This window comes from Arthrobacter monumenti (assembly GCF_054511255.1).
This window is the reverse complement of record NZ_JBTNCY010000003.1, coordinates 98,693-113,121: the sequence shown is the minus strand read 5'-3', so window position 1 is coordinate 113,121 and position 14,429 is coordinate 98,693. Positions and strand designations below refer to the sequence as shown.

Annotated in this window: 17 protein-coding genes; 10 read left to right on the top strand and 7 right to left on the bottom strand. The window is 63.9% G+C overall.

Annotation, left to right across the window (positions count from 1 at the left end; translation table 11 throughout):
- Nucleotides 1-144 precede the first annotated feature (144 nt).
- A complete protein-coding gene (locus ACX80B_RS05275; RefSeq protein ID WP_459293815.1) occupies nt 145-1,140 on the top strand; it encodes an ATP-binding cassette domain-containing protein in 996 nt (331 codons plus the stop codon).
- Entirely contained in the window at nt 1,137-1,982 is an 846-nt protein-coding gene (locus ACX80B_RS05270) for an ABC transporter permease (RefSeq protein WP_459293813.1), read from the top strand. The genes ACX80B_RS05275 and ACX80B_RS05270 overlap by 4 nt, the downstream gene beginning before the upstream one ends.
- Here ACX80B_RS05270 and ligD read toward each other — a convergent pair.
- Nucleotides 1,979-3,001: a non-homologous end-joining DNA ligase gene (gene ligD / locus ACX80B_RS05265; protein WP_459293811.1), complete on the bottom strand. Its 1,023-nt coding sequence runs from the start codon at nt 2,999-3,001 to the stop codon at nt 1,979-1,981. The two genes, ACX80B_RS05270 and ligD, sit on opposite strands and share 4 nt — an antisense overlap.
- A gap of 21 nt (nt 3,002-3,022) precedes the next feature.
- Nucleotides 3,023-3,412, bottom strand: a complete 390-nt coding sequence (locus tag ACX80B_RS05260; RefSeq protein WP_459293809.1) for a hypothetical protein — start codon at nt 3,410-3,412, stop codon at nt 3,023-3,025.
- 256 nt (nt 3,413-3,668) lie between these two features.
- Between ACX80B_RS05260 and ACX80B_RS05255 the strand changes: the two genes are divergently transcribed.
- The 6 genes from ACX80B_RS05255 (at nt 3,669) to ACX80B_RS05230 (ending at nt 8,512) form a co-directional block, all read left to right on the top strand.
- Nucleotides 3,669-4,610, top strand: a complete 942-nt coding sequence (locus ACX80B_RS05255; RefSeq protein ID WP_459293807.1) for an ATP-binding cassette domain-containing protein — start codon at nt 3,669-3,671, stop codon at nt 4,608-4,610.
- A gap of 2 nt (nt 4,611-4,612) precedes the next feature.
- Entirely contained in the window at nt 4,613-5,482 is an 870-nt protein-coding gene (locus ACX80B_RS05250) for an ABC transporter permease (RefSeq protein WP_459293805.1), read from the top strand.
- Nucleotides 5,483-5,511: 29 nt separating this feature from the next.
- Nucleotides 5,512-6,771 carry a sensor histidine kinase gene (locus ACX80B_RS05245; protein WP_459293803.1) on the top strand — a complete coding sequence of 420 codons (1,260 nt, stop codon included), beginning with the start codon at nt 5,512-5,514 and terminating at the stop codon, nt 6,769-6,771.
- Nucleotides 6,764-7,474 (top strand): response regulator, encoded by a 711-nt coding sequence (locus ACX80B_RS05240; protein ID WP_459293801.1) that lies wholly within the window; start codon nt 6,764-6,766, stop codon nt 7,472-7,474. Before ACX80B_RS05245 ends, ACX80B_RS05240 begins: the two co-directional genes overlap by 8 nt.
- The gene (locus ACX80B_RS05235; protein WP_459293799.1) at nt 7,474-8,139 is read left to right on the top strand and encodes a class I SAM-dependent methyltransferase; all 666 of its coding nucleotides are present in this window, start codon (nt 7,474-7,476) and stop codon (nt 8,137-8,139) included. Before ACX80B_RS05240 ends, ACX80B_RS05235 begins: the two co-directional genes overlap by 1 nt.
- A gap of 160 nt (nt 8,140-8,299) precedes the next feature.
- Nucleotides 8,300-8,512 carry a hypothetical protein gene (locus tag ACX80B_RS05230; protein WP_459293797.1) on the top strand — a complete coding sequence of 71 codons (213 nt, stop codon included), beginning with the start codon at nt 8,300-8,302 and terminating at the stop codon, nt 8,510-8,512.
- On the opposite strand, the gene ACX80B_RS05225 is transcribed toward ACX80B_RS05230, so the two are convergent.
- The 3 genes from ACX80B_RS05225 to ACX80B_RS05215 are packed head-to-tail and all read right to left on the bottom strand — an operon-like array spanning nt 8,505 to nt 11,523.
- Complete coding sequence (locus ACX80B_RS05225) at nt 8,505-10,259, bottom strand: ABC transporter ATP-binding protein (RefSeq protein ID WP_459293795.1); 1,755 nt, start codon at nt 10,257-10,259, stop codon at nt 8,505-8,507. The genes ACX80B_RS05230 and ACX80B_RS05225 overlap by 8 nt on opposite strands.
- Nucleotides 10,256-10,498, bottom strand: a complete 243-nt coding sequence (locus tag ACX80B_RS05220; protein ID WP_459293793.1) for a helix-turn-helix domain-containing protein — start codon at nt 10,496-10,498, stop codon at nt 10,256-10,258. The genes ACX80B_RS05225 and ACX80B_RS05220 overlap by 4 nt, the downstream gene beginning before the upstream one ends.
- 59 nt (nt 10,499-10,557) lie before the next feature.
- A complete protein-coding gene (locus tag ACX80B_RS05215; RefSeq protein ID WP_459293791.1) occupies nt 10,558-11,523 on the bottom strand; it encodes an NAD-dependent epimerase/dehydratase family protein in 966 nt (321 codons plus the stop codon).
- A gap of 132 nt (nt 11,524-11,655) precedes the next feature.
- Between ACX80B_RS05215 and ACX80B_RS05210 the strand changes: the two genes are divergently transcribed.
- A complete protein-coding gene (locus tag ACX80B_RS05210; RefSeq protein WP_459293789.1) occupies nt 11,656-12,372 on the top strand; it encodes a TetR/AcrR family transcriptional regulator in 717 nt (238 codons plus the stop codon).
- A gap of 57 nt (nt 12,373-12,429) precedes the next feature.
- Here ACX80B_RS05210 and ACX80B_RS05205 read toward each other — a convergent pair whose 3' ends face one another.
- Nucleotides 12,430-12,666 (bottom strand): hypothetical protein, encoded by a 237-nt coding sequence (locus ACX80B_RS05205; protein ID WP_459293787.1) that lies wholly within the window; start codon nt 12,664-12,666, stop codon nt 12,430-12,432.
- Nucleotides 12,667-12,791: 125 nt separating this feature from the next.
- The gene (locus tag ACX80B_RS05200; protein WP_459293785.1) at nt 12,792-13,631 is read right to left on the bottom strand and encodes a sigma-70 family RNA polymerase sigma factor; all 840 of its coding nucleotides are present in this window, start codon (nt 13,629-13,631) and stop codon (nt 12,792-12,794) included.
- Between the two features lie 29 nt (nt 13,632-13,660).
- On the opposite strand from ACX80B_RS05200, the gene ACX80B_RS05195 reads away from it, so the two are divergent.
- A complete protein-coding gene (locus tag ACX80B_RS05195; RefSeq protein ID WP_459293783.1) occupies nt 13,661-14,422 on the top strand; it encodes a VOC family protein in 762 nt (253 codons plus the stop codon).
- Nucleotides 14,423-14,429 lie beyond the last annotated feature (7 nt).

Below are 14,429 nucleotides of genomic sequence, written 5' to 3'. Positions count from 1 at the left end.
CGTGGGCGGTGGAATAATATCCAAGTCTGTTGCGCTTCTTCTACACGCCCGGTGCCGGCGGCGGACTATTTCTTCAATTCAATGCGGACCATAACTGGCCTGAATGTCGCGGGTTTAGTGCCCGCACGACCCTAGGATCAAAGTATGAATATCATCGAGGCAAGCGGCCTCAAGAAGATCTACTCGCCCAAAGGCACCGCGAAAGTCCATGCTCTGGACGGGTTGAACCTGACTGTTCCCAAGGGGACAGTCCAGGGTTTGCTGGGTCCGAACGGTGCTGGAAAGACGACCGCCGTGAAGGTGCTGACGACACTCATCCAGCCCACTGAAGGCAGCGCCACGGTGGCCGGGATCGACGTCATCCGTGATCCGAAATCAGTGCGCCGGGTTATTGGCGTCTCCGGACAATACGCGGCGGTGGATGAGAACCTCACTGGCTTCGAGAACCTGGAAATGGTTGGCCGGCTCTACCACCTTGGCAAGGCAGAGTCGCGCCGCCGGGCCACCGAACTGATCGAGATGTTCGAGCTGACCGCGGCCCAGAATCGCCCGGTGAAGGGTTTCTCCGGAGGTATGCGCCGCCGGATCGACCTTGCCGGTGCGCTGGTGACGCGGCCGGAGGTGCTGTTCCTGGACGAACCCACCACCGGACTGGATCCGCGCAGCCGGCTTGGCATGTGGGATGTGATCAAGAATCTGGTCTCCGATGGGACCACTGTCCTGCTCACCACCCAGTACCTGGAGGAAGCGGACCAGCTGGCCGATGACATCGCCGTCATCGACGGTGGCAAGGTGATCGCCGAAGGCACCGCCGATCAGCTCAAGGCAAGGATCGGCGGCCACCGTATCGAGGTCACGCTAATAGACGCTTCCGACGCCGGCGCGGCCCGCGAAGTGCTTGGCCGGCACGGCGAGGGGGAACCGCGTATGGACGACGACGGCCGCACCCTGGAGGTGCCGGTGATCGACGGTCCGCGGGCACTCCAGTACGTTTTGGCGGAACTGCGTGAAGGCAGCATTGAGCTGCACGACGCCGGAATCCGCCGGCCAACGCTGGACGATGTGTTCCTGCAGCTGACCGGTCACGTGGCCGAGGAAGACCAGAAGGCCGGCACGGAAGAGATGGAGACTGCGAAATGAGTGCGGTAACAGAGCAACCTGTCAGGACCGGGGACGGGGCTGTCACTTCACCAATGGGACAGTGGTTCTCCGACGGTTGGATCGCCACCCGGCGGAATCTGATCAAGATCAGGCGCGTCCCCGACATCCTGGTCTTCACCATCCTGCAGCCGATCATGTTCGTGCTGCTGTTCAGTCAGGTCTACGCCGGTGCGATGGCCATCGACGACTACACCTCGTTCCTAATGGCAGGCATCTTCGCCCAGACGGTCATTTTCGGATCCACCTTCTCCGGGTCCGCTATGGCACAGGACCTCAAGGACGGCATCATCGACCGGTTCCGGACGCTGCCCATGAGCACGTCGGCGGTGCTGATCGGCCGGACCAACGGGGACTTGATGATCAACGGGATTTCGATGCTGATCATGATGGGCACCGGTTACATCGTCGGCTGGCGCGTGACCACCAGTATTTGGGGATTCATCGGCGGCGTCGCGTTGCTGTTGCTGTTCTCTTACGCGTTCTCGTGGGTGATGGCGCTGCTGGGAATGAGCGTGCGGAGCCCGGAAGTCATTAATAATGCCTCGTTCATGATTCTCTTCCCGTTGACGTTCATTTCCAATGCGTTCGTCCCGATTCACACCCTGCCTGATGTGCTCCGGAATATCGCCGAGTGGAACCCGGTCTCCGCATTGGTTCAATCCGCCCGGAATTTGTTCGGCAACACGAATCCGACCTTTCCGCCGCCGGAATCCTGGACGTTGGAGCACCCGTACATCACCGTGCTGGCCGGCATCATCCTGATGCTGCTGATCTTTGTGCCACTCTGTGTGAGGAAGTTCGGCTCGGTCAGCAGCCGCTAGTCCTGCTTGCGGGCGCGGCTGGGCTGTACGCGGGGAGGTTCGCCGGGCATCTTGGGGTAGTCCGGCGGAAAGGGCATCTCCCCGAGTCCGTTGGCGCAGTCGCGGTCCCACCAGCCAAGCAGGGTTTCGATCGTGCCCGGTTTGGCATGCATATCGGCCCATGGGTCGCCGACGTTTTTCAGCCGATCGGGCACTGTGGCGATGGTGAAGTCCTTCGGGCTGACGCGCTCGAGTTCGTCCCACTCGATCGGGCAGGAGACTGATGCGTGCGGGAGCGCCCGTGGACTGTAGGCTCCGGCGATCGTCCGGTCCCGGTTCGCCTGATTGAAATCGAGGAATATCCGTTCTCCGCGCTCTTCCTTCCACCAGGCTGTCGTCACCTTGTCCGGCATCCGGCGTTCGACTTCCCGGGCGGCGGCGATCACGGCATGGCGCACATCCAGGAACTCGTGTGCCGGCTTGATCGGTGCATAAACGTGCAGCCCCCGGTTTCCCGATGTCTTGATGAACCCCGTCAGGCCCACCTCATCGAGGACGGACCGCAACTCCTGCGCGGCGGGGATAGCGTCGTCGAAATCCGTGCCCGGCTGCGGGTCAAGGTCGATGCGGAGCTGATCCGGATTGTCAGAGTCCTCGGCCCGCGACGGCCACGGGTGGAAGACAATGGTGTTCATCTGCACGGCCCAGACGGCGGCCGCCGGCTCATCGATCACCAATTGCGGGTGCGACCGCGCGCTCGGGTAGCTGACCATCACCGACCGCACATAGTCGGGAGCGCCCTTCGGCGGATTCTTCGAGAAGAACTGCTCGCCCTCGATGCCGCCCGGGAACCGCTGCAGGGCCAAGGGGCGGTCGCCGTTGGCAGTGACAAAAGCCTGTCCGACGTCGGCCATGTAGTTGGCGAGATCGAGTTTAGTAATTCCGGGCTCCGGCCAAAGGACCCTGCCCGGGCTGGAAATCCGCACCTCACGTTCGCCGTTCGGTCCTTGGACGGGAAAGACAACTGCTTCGCTGGCCATAGGAACAACCTACTTCAGGTGTTACGGCGGAGGGGAGAAAAAATCGAGAAATGATGCAATGGTCCCGACAATTGCCATCCCGGCACCGACCGACGCGAGAACGAGGGTGTGGCCGTGGGGCTTTTTCAGCGACCAGTTTGATGGCTTGCGCGGCTGGTAGAAGACGGTGAGTTCTGTTCCCGGAACGCTGCTCTCGAGTTCGTCTTCGTTAACATAGACTTCCCGGATCTCATTGCGCTGATTGTGCCAGCGCAGACCGGTATGGGCGCCGGCGGTGTAGACGACGGCGCTGGTTTTGACCCACGATCCCTTCGACCAGTGGATAATCGCCGCGGAAATCAGGATCGCCAGCCCCAAATAGATGAGTGCTGATGTGACCAGCTCCGCGATGACTGCGGGGTCAGCGTCCATGATGTGGCGGCGCTGCTCGGCGGGTGTGGGGCATAAGGGAAAATTTACCGTAGAGACGTCACTGGAACACATTGAATGTCATCTGTACCCTGATTCTCCCCTGAGCCGACCCTGACTGACCCTTGCGCGGGTACACCTTTAGGAGGATGCCCGGTGGTTCCCAAGATCATCCCCAGGAGCGAAGCATTAGCGGCCCTGTTTCCGTAGCGTTAGTGCTGTAATCGCAAGCCATGTCAGAGCCAAAGGAAATGATCAGATGATCGAGGCACGCAACCTGGCCAAGCGCTATGGTGCCAAGACCGCCGTCGACGGGGTGTCTTTTACCGTTCAGCCTGGCAAGGTGACCGGATTTCTCGGACCCAACGGTGCCGGTAAATCGACGACGATGCGGATGATTGTTGGCCTGGACCGGCCTACAACCGGTGATGTAACGGTCAACGGGAAACACTATTCCCGGCACAAGGCGCCGTTGCACGAAGTCGGCGCCTTGCTGGATGCTAAAGCCGTCCATACCAAACGCAGCGCCTACAACCACCTCCGCGCCATGGCTGCCACGCACGGCATTCCAGACAGCCGGGTCCGGGAAGTTATCGAGATGACCGGCCTCGCCGCCGTCGCGCGGAAGCGGGTTGGCGGCTTTTCGCTGGGCATGGGACAACGGCTCGGTATCGCCGTCGCACTGCTCGGTGACCCGCAGACCCTGATCTTCGACGAGCCGGTCAACGGTCTCGATCCCGAAGGCGTGCAGTGGGTCCGCCATCTGGCCAAGGGGCTGGCGGCCGAGGGAAGAACGGTATTCCTCTCCTCGCACCTGATGTCGGAAATGGCGCAGACCGCCGACCACCTGATCATTATCGGCCGCGGACGTATTATCGCCGACGCGCCGATGCAGGACATCATTTCCGGGCAGGGACAGGCCCGGACACGCGTACGCACCGAGCAACCGGATCAGCTGGTTCAGGCATTGGCCGGCGACGGCGTCAGCAGCAGGGCCCTCGAGCCGGAGCTGCTGGAAATCACCGGCGTCGATGCCAGGCGGATCGCTTACACCGCCCTGCAGAACCAGGTTCTGATCTATGAGCTGACGCCGCTGCAGGCATCGCTCGAAGAGGCATACATGCAGCTGACGCAGGACGAAGTTGAGTATCACTCCGGTGATTTGGCCGCAGAGCCGGCTATGGCCGGGGAGGGGAAGTAACGATGAGCGCTGTAACGGCAAATGCGGCCGGTTCCACGGGACACGCCGCAGCAAAGGGCAGCGGCATTAATTTCGCCCGCATGGTCAGGTCCGAATGGATCAAGGTGCGCACGCTCCGGTCCACCACGATTCTGCTGATTCTCACCGTCATTGTCATGATCGGATTTGGTGCCCTCAACGCCTGGGGCACCACCATCACGGCCGAGTTCAGCAGCGACGTTCCGCCGGAGGCCCAGGCGCAGATGGCGGAGACCGGCGGACCTCAGGGGATGGCGTACTCAATTCCACCCTCGGGCGTCGCCTTCGGCCAGTTGCTGCTCGGGTCCCTCGCCGTGGTGCTGATTGCCTCCGAGTACGCCACCGGAATGATCCGCTCCACCCTGGTCGCGGTTCCCCGGCGGATCCAAGCGCTGCTGGCCAAGGTCCTGGTCATCAGCATCATTGCTTTCGTCGTCGGTGCCATCTCGGCTCTGATCACCTACTTCGTGGCGCAGCCGATTCTGGCCACCGAGGACCTGGACTTCGCGCTCAGCGTGGAAGGAGTGGTTGCCAGCATTATCAACACAGGCACTTTCCTCGCACTGGTCGCGATCATGGGCATGTCCATCGGAACACTGCTCCGTAATTCCGCCGGAGGGATCGTGACGATTGTCGCTCTGCTGATGGTGCTGCCGATCGTTTTCCAGCTGATTCCGAACGACTTCTTCCAGGAGACGATGCAGTACCTGCCTTCCAGCGCCGGCACGCAGCTTGTTTCCGTCCAGATAGCCGGCGATGCGCTGACCCAGTTGCAGGGCGGTCTGGTCATGGGCGCTTGGGCACTCGTGCTCCTGGTCGCGGCAAGCATCGCGATCAAGTTCCGGGACGTCTAAGTTCCGCAACTGGAATATAAGCTCATCCCATGAGTGAAAAGGTTTCGGTGGGGGAAGCGGCGGCGCGAACGGACGCCGCTTCCCTCGCCGAATTTGCTGCCCGGCGCCGCGGACCGGTGCGGCGCTTTTTCCTGGACCACCCGGTCCTGATGGACATCGCAGTGGTCGGCATCTTCCTGCTGATCAGCCTGACGGGGGCCATCCTGACGATGGTGGAAACCAAGGACAGCCGGGGGATCCCGCTGGTGCTCGCCGCCGCAGGTGTGTTGATGTTCCGGCGCCGCTGGCCGGTCGTAGTCCTCTGCATCCTCGCCGTGTTGGAGCCGCTTACCGTCCTCATCGGCAATGGCAGCACCAGTGTAGGGGTGGGACTGTGGTTCGCCTTCTACTCAGTTTCTGTCCAGCATTCCTGGCGGTTTTCGTTCGCCGCGATGCTCATGGCGAGCACTCCAGGAATTATCGCCCTGTGGTTTCTGCCACCCGAGGTCTTTGAAGGCGCCGCGTTTCTGGTCTGGGTCACGGCGGCCATCCTCCTGTTGACGAACATCATCGCCACCGGAATCGGGGTGACGATCCGCCGGGACCGCCACCACGCCAAGGAACTGCTGTCCCGGGCGCTGGAAAATGCGGAGCTGGCTTCAGTCACCGAACGAACCAGGATCGCACGGGAGATGCACGACGTCGTCGCCCACTCGTTGTCGGTGATGATCGCACTGTCCGATGGTGCCGGCGTCGTTATCAAGCGCGACCAGGTCCGGGCCAGCGAGGTACTGGAGGAATTATCCAAAACCGGCCGGACAGCCCTGGCGGATATGCGCCGCGTTCTCGGGGTGCTGCGCGAGACCGATTCCGACAGCGCACCGCGACTGCCATTGCCCGCCGAAAGGTCCTTGACCTCGTTGCTGGAAGGTTTCCGGATCGCTGGTCTGCCCATCCGCCACATTAGTTCAGGGCCGTCGTTGCCCGAAGACCCGGCATTCCAGCTGACTGTTTACCGGATTGTCCAGGAGTCGCTGACCAACGTTCTGCGCTACGGAAACAACGTCACGGTGGTTGAGGTGACGGTAAGCCGGGCAGATGACGTGGTGCGGATCAAGGTGTTCGACGACGGCCGGGGCACCATGGACGGCGGTCCGGCCCAATCCGTCGGTGCCGGCCTGGGGATTGTGGGAATGGCCGAGCGGGCAAGCATCTATTCTGGAACCGTGCACGCCGGACCGGGAGCCAATGGCGGCTGGCTGGTCGAAGCCAAACTGGTGTGGGCGGAAAACGGGGGGAACAATGACTGAGCAGCCTGGCGGGACGCCGGAACGAACGAGGATTCTGCTGGTGGATGACCAGCCGCTGCTGCGGATGGGCTTCCGGCTGATCCTCGAGGGAGAACCGGATCTGGAGATCGTGGGGGAGGCGTCCGACGGCGGCGAGGCAGTTGCCGCCGTCGCTGAACTGGCCCCGGACATCGTCTTGATGGACATCCGGATGCCTGTCCTGGACGGGATCGAAGCCACCCGCCGGATCACGGGTTCGGGCTCCTGCACGCGCATCATTATCCTGACCACCTTCGACCTGGACGAGTATGCCTTCTCCGGACTGCAGGCCGGGGCCAGTGCCTTCCTGCTAAAGGATGTCGCCCCCGCCGAACTCGTGCAGGCGGTCCGCCTCGTTGCCAGCGGGGACGCCGTCGTCGCGCCCCGGATCACGCAGCGTCTGCTGGAGACGTACGTGCGCTCTCGGCCTGTGGAGGAAAGGCCACCGGCCCAGCGGGATCCATTGCTGGACGACCTCACGCCCCGTGAGATCGAGGTCCTCGGTGCCATCGCCGAGGGGCTGTCCAACGCCGAGATTGCGCACAGGTTCTTCCTCGCGGAGGCGACGGTCAAGACTCACGTCCGGCGGATCCTGACCAAACTGCATCTGCGGGACCGGGTCCAGGCGGTTGTGTACGCGTATGAGACCGGACTCGTCACTCCCAGCGCCGGGCTGGACTACTGATGACGACGGCGGCATGGCGGCCGGCAGGTATCTGGTCCCGGATCTTCGCAGCACTTTATGACCCCATTACCGCCGGCGCCGAGCGGAGGGTATTGGGGCGGCACCGTGAATCGCTCCTGGCCGGCGCTGCCGGTGTGGTGGTGGAGATCGGCGCAGGTACCGGGGCGAATCTGCGGCATTACGATCCGGTGCGGATTGGGCGCCTCATTCTGATCGAGCCGGACCCTTCCATGCGGCAGCGGCTTAAGAGAAAAATCGACGACTCCGCTCCGGATTTGAGCGGACGCACGGAAATTGTCGACGGTACGGCCGAGCGAATAGACCTGCCCGCTGCCAGTGCCGACGTCGTCATCTCCACCTTGGTGCTCTGCAGCGTTGCGGATCCCGCGGCCGCCGTTGGCGAAGTCCTCCGGGTGCTGAAGCCGGGCGGTTCCTTGCTCTTTCTGGAGCACGTCTGTTCGGAGCGGGCATCCGTGCGCCGGTGGCAGGACCGCCTGACGCCCATCCAGCGCCGCGTTGCCGGCGGCTGCCACCTGAACAGGGACACGCTGGCCGCTCTGCGCGACGCCGGCTTGGAACTGGAGGGTGTGATCCGGTGGGAGATGCCGGGAGCCGCCGGACGGCTTCTGCCCATCACCGAAGGCACCGCCCGTAAGGCCGTCTGATCGTCAGCCCCTCTCACAACTTCCACGTAATGATAGAAAGGGTGTGAGTGGCGAGGAAAGGAACTTCAGAATGCACCTTGCTGTGCTTTTGCTTGTGTTCTCACTGGTGCTGGTGGTGGTTGTCGAGACGTCAATTTTGAGTGCGAATCGAGGACGAAGGGTGTCGCCATGGCGCAATCCGGAATGCGATCCCGCCCGGGACGGGATCGTAGTCGCGGTGGCGGCCGGGATGGCTGCGGCGGGCGCCGTTGAGCTGGGAGAGGCGATGGGCTACTGGTGGACGTTTGCCCTCATGGCTGCCGTCCTCCTGGGCCCGCGTATCCTGCGCCTGAGACACAACAAGTCGGTGCGCACGGCGGAACGCGTCAGCTGACCAGGCGTTGCCGCTCCGCCATATCACGGTAGAGTCCGCCTTCCCTCATCAGGTCCGAGTGCCGTCCGGTCGCGGCCACGCGGCCCTTATCCAGCACGATGATCTGGTCGAAATCGGCGATCGTCGACAGCCGGTGCGCGACAACCAGTACGGTTTTGTCTTCCGCTGCCGCCGTCAAGGCCTGCTGCAGCTGGTGCTCCGTCCTGGAGTCGACGGAGGCGGTGGGTTCGTCCATCAACAACACCGGCCGGTCGGCCAGCAGGACTCTCGCCCACGCCAATCTCTGCCGCTGGCCGCCCGAGAGCCGGACGCCGTCTTCACCGAGGTTCAACTCGAGTCCGCTCGCGGAGCGGCCGGCAAGGTCTGACAGTCCAACGGCGTCGAGCACGTGCAGCATCTGCTCCCCGGTGGCCGCTGGAGCGCCGAGCCGCAGGTTATCGGCCAAGGTACCGCTGAGTCCTGGAGCTTCCTGCTCCACCAAACCAAACTGGGATCGCAGATCGTTCCGCGGCAGGCTGGATAACGGCGTTCCCCGGTAGTGGATTGTCCCGCCGGTTGGCTCATAGAAGCGTTCCAGCAAGGCCAGCAGTGTGGACTTTCCGGCACCGGACGGACCGACGATCGCTGTCCGTTGGCCGGCCGGCACCTCGAAGCTGAGCCCGTCCAGCACCCACGCGCCGTCGTCGCCGTCGTCGGTTTCATAGCGGAACCGCACATTCTGGAACTCGAAGGCCGACCGGTGGTGACCATCCAGCTGCGGCGTGACGGCCGGTTCGCCCTCCCGCTCCGGAGCCAGCCGGGCAATCTCCTGGATCCGGTCCAGCGCCGCCAAACCCGCCTGAATCTGGACGAACGCGCCCATCGCTGCCGCGATCGGGAGGACCAGCAGGAAAAGATAAAGGATAAACGCCATCAAGTCGCCCAAGGCCAGCGTTCCATTGGCAACCCGCACGCCTCCCACAACCAGCACCACGATGAACGCGCCTTGAATGCAGATGGACATCAACGGTCCGACGGTGGCCTGCAGCTTGGCCATCTTGATCCCTGCCCGGAACGCCGTCAGGGACTCCCGGTCGATGAGCGCCGATTCCCGGTCCTCGGCGACGGCCGCCTTGATCGTCCGGATGCCGGTCAGGCCACGTTCCACCGCGGCGGACATCGAACCGACGGCGTCCTGAGCCTCCTTGCTGGTGTTCCGGATCAGGGAGCCCAGCAGGAGCACCCCGCCTGCTCCAACCAGGACGGCGGCCAGCGTGATCCCGAACAAGACCGGGTCGAGCAGGACCATCAGGACCACGGCGGCGCCAAACATCAGCACCGACGAGAGCACCTCGAACAGCCCTGACGTGATCACCGTCCGGACCAGGGTGGTGTCGGTGCCCACCCGGGACATCAAGTCGCCGACCCGCCGCCGGTCAAACTCGCTGATGGGCAGGCTGAGCATCCGGCCGATCAGTGAGCGCCGCAAACCGAGCACCACCGATTCGGCCGTGCGCTGCAGGAGGTAAGATTGCCCGGCGCTGAAGACCGCTTGCGCCAAGGTAATCCCGACCAGCAGCCACACGAACAACGTTGCCGGCTGATTGGCGCCGACCGCGTTGACCAGTTGCTGGACCATCAAAGGTTGAGCAACGGCCAGGGCGGTGGCAATCAGGGACACAACGACGACGGCTGCCAGCACCCGCCCGTGTCCGCGCAGATAGGGGAAGAACTCCCGCAGTGTCGCCCGTCGTTCCGGCGGGGTCATTTCCGCCGTCCCACAATTCCCACGCCACCATATTTCTTGTGCACGGCCTGGCGGCTGACGCCGAGGACCGTTGCAATCTGCTGCCAGGTCAGTCCCCGGGAACGGGCCCGGCGTACCTGGATTACTTCCAGCCTGTCCAGCTGTTGGCGCAGCTTCGCCACCGCGGTCAGGCCCGAACCCGGATCCTCATCCGAGCCGATCGAAGTCCGCAACAACGCCACCATCTCCTCCACGTCCATGATGTCAACTTACGTTGACGACATGAGCGTGTCAACCTTGGATGACAGGCAGTACCGCTTCACCGATGGCGGCTCGGTGGTGCGATCGTGGCCCTTTCGCCGGTCTCCCGCCACCACCTCACCGTCGCAGCAGCGGCTTCGCCCAGCGACGTCGGCTTTAAGTCCAGCAGTGCCTCGGTGTGGCTGGAGTCCATCACGAACGGCGCCTCGAATTGATACAACATTTCGGTCAGCTCACGGATATCAGCTGAAGCCACGCCGAGTGCACGCAGCAGCCATCCGGGAAGGACGGAGACTTTCGGCGTCGGCGCACCTGCCGCCCCCGCGTACGCCTCCGCCATCTCCCGCTGCGTGACGGCTGGACCTGTGGGGGCGTGCAGCACCATGTTCCACGCCGCGGGAGTATGCGCGGCCGCGATCATCGCCGCTGCCAGGTCCGGGACATACGTAAAGGAATGCGGCACACCGGCACTACCGAGCACCCGGACAGTGTTTCCGGCCAGGACCCGCGGAACCATGCGCTCGCCGGCATGCGCGTTCCGCACCCGGGGGCCGAAGAAGTCCGAAGCCACCACGCTGACCGTCGGAACTGAGGAAGCTTCCCGTGCTGCCAGCAGTCCGGTCCGAACACCCCGTTTCCCGCCGGCCGCTGTCCGTGGACCGTCCTCTGTCATGATTTCCTCCGGGCGGCTGTAGGAGTACAGACTTTCAGGAAAAACGACGACGGCGCCGGCAGAGCGGGCGGCCTCGAGGACCACCTGTTCGGCTTTGGGAAGCTCCCGCTGCCACGCCTCCGCGCTGTAGGCGGAACCATGGATGCAGTGGAAAACAGCGGTGGCGCCCTCCATGGCCGCCGACAACTGCACCGGGTCGGATACGTCGGCCCTGATCCTCTCCACCAGTGGGTGGTCCGGCCCGCTGCCCGACCGGGTCAGAATCCGTACCCCGTGCCCCTGGCTGGCGAGTTGTTCTGCGACGGTCCATCCAACCGGACCGGCTCCTGTTACTACGTGCACTTCGGACATGGCTGCCACTTTCTCGAAAACGGATATTTGAGAGCAGTGCTCACACTTAGAGAATGAACCGTCGAGGAAGCAATGTCAAGAGCGGTGCTCTCCTTTGTTGATTGCGCTCTCGAAATAGGGCACGCTGGACGGATGGACAACACTCCGCGACAACGGGCACGTCAACAGACCATGGCTGACATCGTCGTTATAGGAAGGAAGCACCTTGCCACTGACGGTGCTGCCGCGCTGTCCCTGCGCGCGGTGGCGCGTGACTTAGGGGTGGTGTCATCCGCCATTTACCGGTATGTCCGCAACCGGGACGAACTCCTGACGCTGCTCGTGGTCGATGCCTACACCGAGCTCGGCGACGAAGTGGAACACGCGGTCGCGGCGGAGGACGATACGGATTTCAGCGGCCAGTTCCGCGCGCTGGGCCGAGCCGTCCGCGGCTGGGCACTGCGCGAGCCGGCCCGCTATGCGCTCCTGTTCGGCAGCCCGGTACCCGGTTACCACGCACCGGCAGAACAAACGACGACGCCGGGTACCCGGGTGATCACGGCCCTGACCACCATCTTCGTCCGCGCCTACCAGGCGGGGGCGATCCGCGCGGACGACGGTTCAGGCCAGACGACGGCAGCGGAGGGGATAGACGGGCAATTGGCCCGCGATATCCAAGCCGTGCGCGAAGAGACGAACCTGGACCTGCCGGACGAAATGCTGGCCCGCGGCGTCCTGGTGTGGGCGGCGTTGTTCGGAGCGGTGAACTTCGAGGTGTTTGGCCAATATGGTGAAAACACGTTCACCGCTCCGGAACAGTTGTTCGAGCATCACCTCACCGCCCTGGCGGGCCTCATCGGCCTGCGCTGATCGTCGTCGGGTACGTGACGTCCAGCCTCCTACTAATCGTGCTGATTCTGGTAGGGGTCAGGCGTTGGGCAGCGCTGCGAAAGCCTTCTTGGTGTCGCGGTACCACCCAATGCCCTTGACCGGGTTCTTCCACCGGCCCTTCATCGCCTCGTGGGCCTGCTGGTGAGCGGAGTCGCCGGACTTGACGGCGTCCCGGAGGTGCCGGTCCTGGGCCTTGATGATGTCGTCCGCGGTGTCGCCATGATGCGTCAGATCACAGGGGCCGCCGAGTTGCTTGCAGGTCATGGTTTTCATTTCTGGTTCCTTCTGCTGTGGTTCATTGAGTAGGGGAGTTAATTGCGAGTCCCATCTGTATGACGGATGCCGGGCCGCTAATGTGACCGCCGGCTGCCAGCAGTTGGAGACTGGTGGGGTTCACGCTATTTGTGTTCAGCTGCAGCCCTCCGGCTGAGTGATGCCAGCACGCCCGGCTGGGCGCGGAAGGTGATCTGCCGGACAACACCGTTCGTGACGGCGAAGTCGAATGCCACGCGGGGTTGGCCCCGATGGAACCAGGCCGCACCAGGGCGGTCCCCGACGAACACCGGCAGCGCGGCCTTCGCGGCGCCGTCGAACATTGCGGCGACCTGGTCGCGTCCCTCGAGCCGCTGTGGAGTACCGGCGGCGATGGCTTCGATATCGGCGGTGACCAGGACATCGGGTGCGAGGAGGTGGACAAGACGCGCGAAGTCACCCCCTCGGGCGGCTTCGAGGAAGGCGTCGACCACTTCCCAGTCAGCTGGCGTTCCCTCTGGCGCGACAGCCGAGACCTTGGAACGCGCTCTCGAAGCCAGCTTGCGTGCCGCACCCGACGAGACGGCGAGGACTGTCGCGATGGTGTGGAAATCGACGTCGAACGTGTCATGCAGTACGAACGCCACCCGTTCCGCAGGCGACAAACGTTCGAGGAGGACCTGCAGGGCCACCCCTACCGAGTCTGCAAGAATCACCTGCTCGGCCGGATCCGGTGCCGCCTCTATGTCCGGCAGCTCCACCGGTTCCACCGGCTCGGGGATCCTGGAACGGAGACGATCCAGGCACAGCCGGGTCGTGACCACGGTCAGCCACCCGGGTAGGTTCTCGATCACGGCGTCGGTGCTGTGCAGCCGCAACCAGGCCTGTTGGACCATGTCCTCGCCCTCTGCGCGGTCATTGAGCAGGCTGGCGGCAATGCGTACGAGCCGCGGGCGCTCCGCTTCGAATGGCTCAGACAGGTCCATAGAGTCACACCATACTCCGGGAGCGCGCCGTGTACCTCTTGAGCTGCGGTCACCTGCTGGGTACGGTGTGGTTCATGTACCTGGAGAACCTCGTCATGGACGCAGTTGAACCGCAGCGCTTGGGCCGGTTCTGGGAGGCGGTGGTCGGTGGTGAACGGCTCACCGACGAGATTGATATCTTCGAGACGCGGCTCGCTATAGAGGGTGGTCCGGAGCTGGACCTGTGCTTCCAACGCGTCTCCGGGCCGCCACCGTCCGGACCCCGGCTGCATTTCGACCTCCTCGGCGGGGATCGCCAAACCGGGGAGGTGGAGCGGTTGCTCGGGCTGGGCGCACGGCACCTCGACGTAGGTCAGGGGGACGTGCCCTGGGTGGTGCTCGCCGATCCTGAGGGCAATCCCTGCTGCGTGATGGAGGACCGGGGAGCGTACACCGACACCGGACCGATCGCCGCCCTTCCGCTCGACTCCGCCGACCCGGACCAGGCCGCGCAGTTCTGGTCCTGGCTGACCGGCTGGACCAACGTCACCGGTTCGCCCCGCTCTCTGCGCCATCCATCATTGCGGGGTCCGCTTCTTGAGCTGTGCCCTGAGCCGGCCCCAAAGGGAGCGGCAAAGAACCGGCAGCACCTCGATATCCGGCTTGAGGCCGGGGAGGACCCCGACGACGTCGCGGCAGGCATCGCCGAACGCGGGGGCCGCGAGCTCCGCCCGGACTGGGGCGACCTGCCTTGGCGGGTCTTCACCGACCCGTCGGGCAACGAGTTCTGCGTGTTGCCGGCGCCGTCGTGAGGTATGG

Excerpts from the sequence above, each read along its gene's own strand:
- ACX80B_RS05275 (WP_459293815.1), top strand. The coding sequence starts at position 145 with ATGAATATCATCGAGGCAAGCGGCCTCAAGAAGATCTACTCGCCCAAA.
- ACX80B_RS05270 (WP_459293813.1), top strand. The coding sequence starts at position 1,137 with ATGAGTGCGGTAACAGAGCAACCTGTCAGGACCGGGGACGGGGCTGTC.
- ligD (WP_459293811.1), bottom strand. The coding sequence starts at position 3,001 with ATGGCCAGCGAAGCAGTTGTCTTTCCCGTCCAAGGACCGAACGGCGAA.
- ACX80B_RS05260 (WP_459293809.1), bottom strand. The coding sequence starts at position 3,412 with ATGGACGCTGACCCCGCAGTCATCGCGGAGCTGGTCACATCAGCACTC.
- ACX80B_RS05255 (WP_459293807.1), top strand. The coding sequence starts at position 3,669 with ATGATCGAGGCACGCAACCTGGCCAAGCGCTATGGTGCCAAGACCGCC.
- ACX80B_RS05250 (WP_459293805.1), top strand. The coding sequence starts at position 4,613 with ATGAGCGCTGTAACGGCAAATGCGGCCGGTTCCACGGGACACGCCGCA.
- ACX80B_RS05245 (WP_459293803.1), top strand. The coding sequence starts at position 5,512 with ATGAGTGAAAAGGTTTCGGTGGGGGAAGCGGCGGCGCGAACGGACGCC.
- ACX80B_RS05240 (WP_459293801.1), top strand. The coding sequence starts at position 6,764 with ATGACTGAGCAGCCTGGCGGGACGCCGGAACGAACGAGGATTCTGCTG.
- ACX80B_RS05235 (WP_459293799.1), top strand. The coding sequence starts at position 7,474 with ATGACGACGGCGGCATGGCGGCCGGCAGGTATCTGGTCCCGGATCTTC.
- ACX80B_RS05225 (WP_459293795.1), bottom strand. The coding sequence starts at position 10,259 with ATGACCCCGCCGGAACGACGGGCGACACTGCGGGAGTTCTTCCCCTAT.
- ACX80B_RS05220 (WP_459293793.1), bottom strand. The coding sequence starts at position 10,498 with ATGGACGTGGAGGAGATGGTGGCGTTGTTGCGGACTTCGATCGGCTCG.
- ACX80B_RS05215 (WP_459293791.1), bottom strand. The coding sequence starts at position 11,523 with ATGTCCGAAGTGCACGTAGTAACAGGAGCCGGTCCGGTTGGATGGACC.
- ACX80B_RS05210 (WP_459293789.1), top strand. The coding sequence starts at position 11,656 with ATGGACAACACTCCGCGACAACGGGCACGTCAACAGACCATGGCTGAC.
- ACX80B_RS05205 (WP_459293787.1), bottom strand. The coding sequence starts at position 12,666 with ATGAAAACCATGACCTGCAAGCAACTCGGCGGCCCCTGTGATCTGACG.
- ACX80B_RS05200 (WP_459293785.1), bottom strand. The coding sequence starts at position 13,631 with ATGGACCTGTCTGAGCCATTCGAAGCGGAGCGCCCGCGGCTCGTACGC.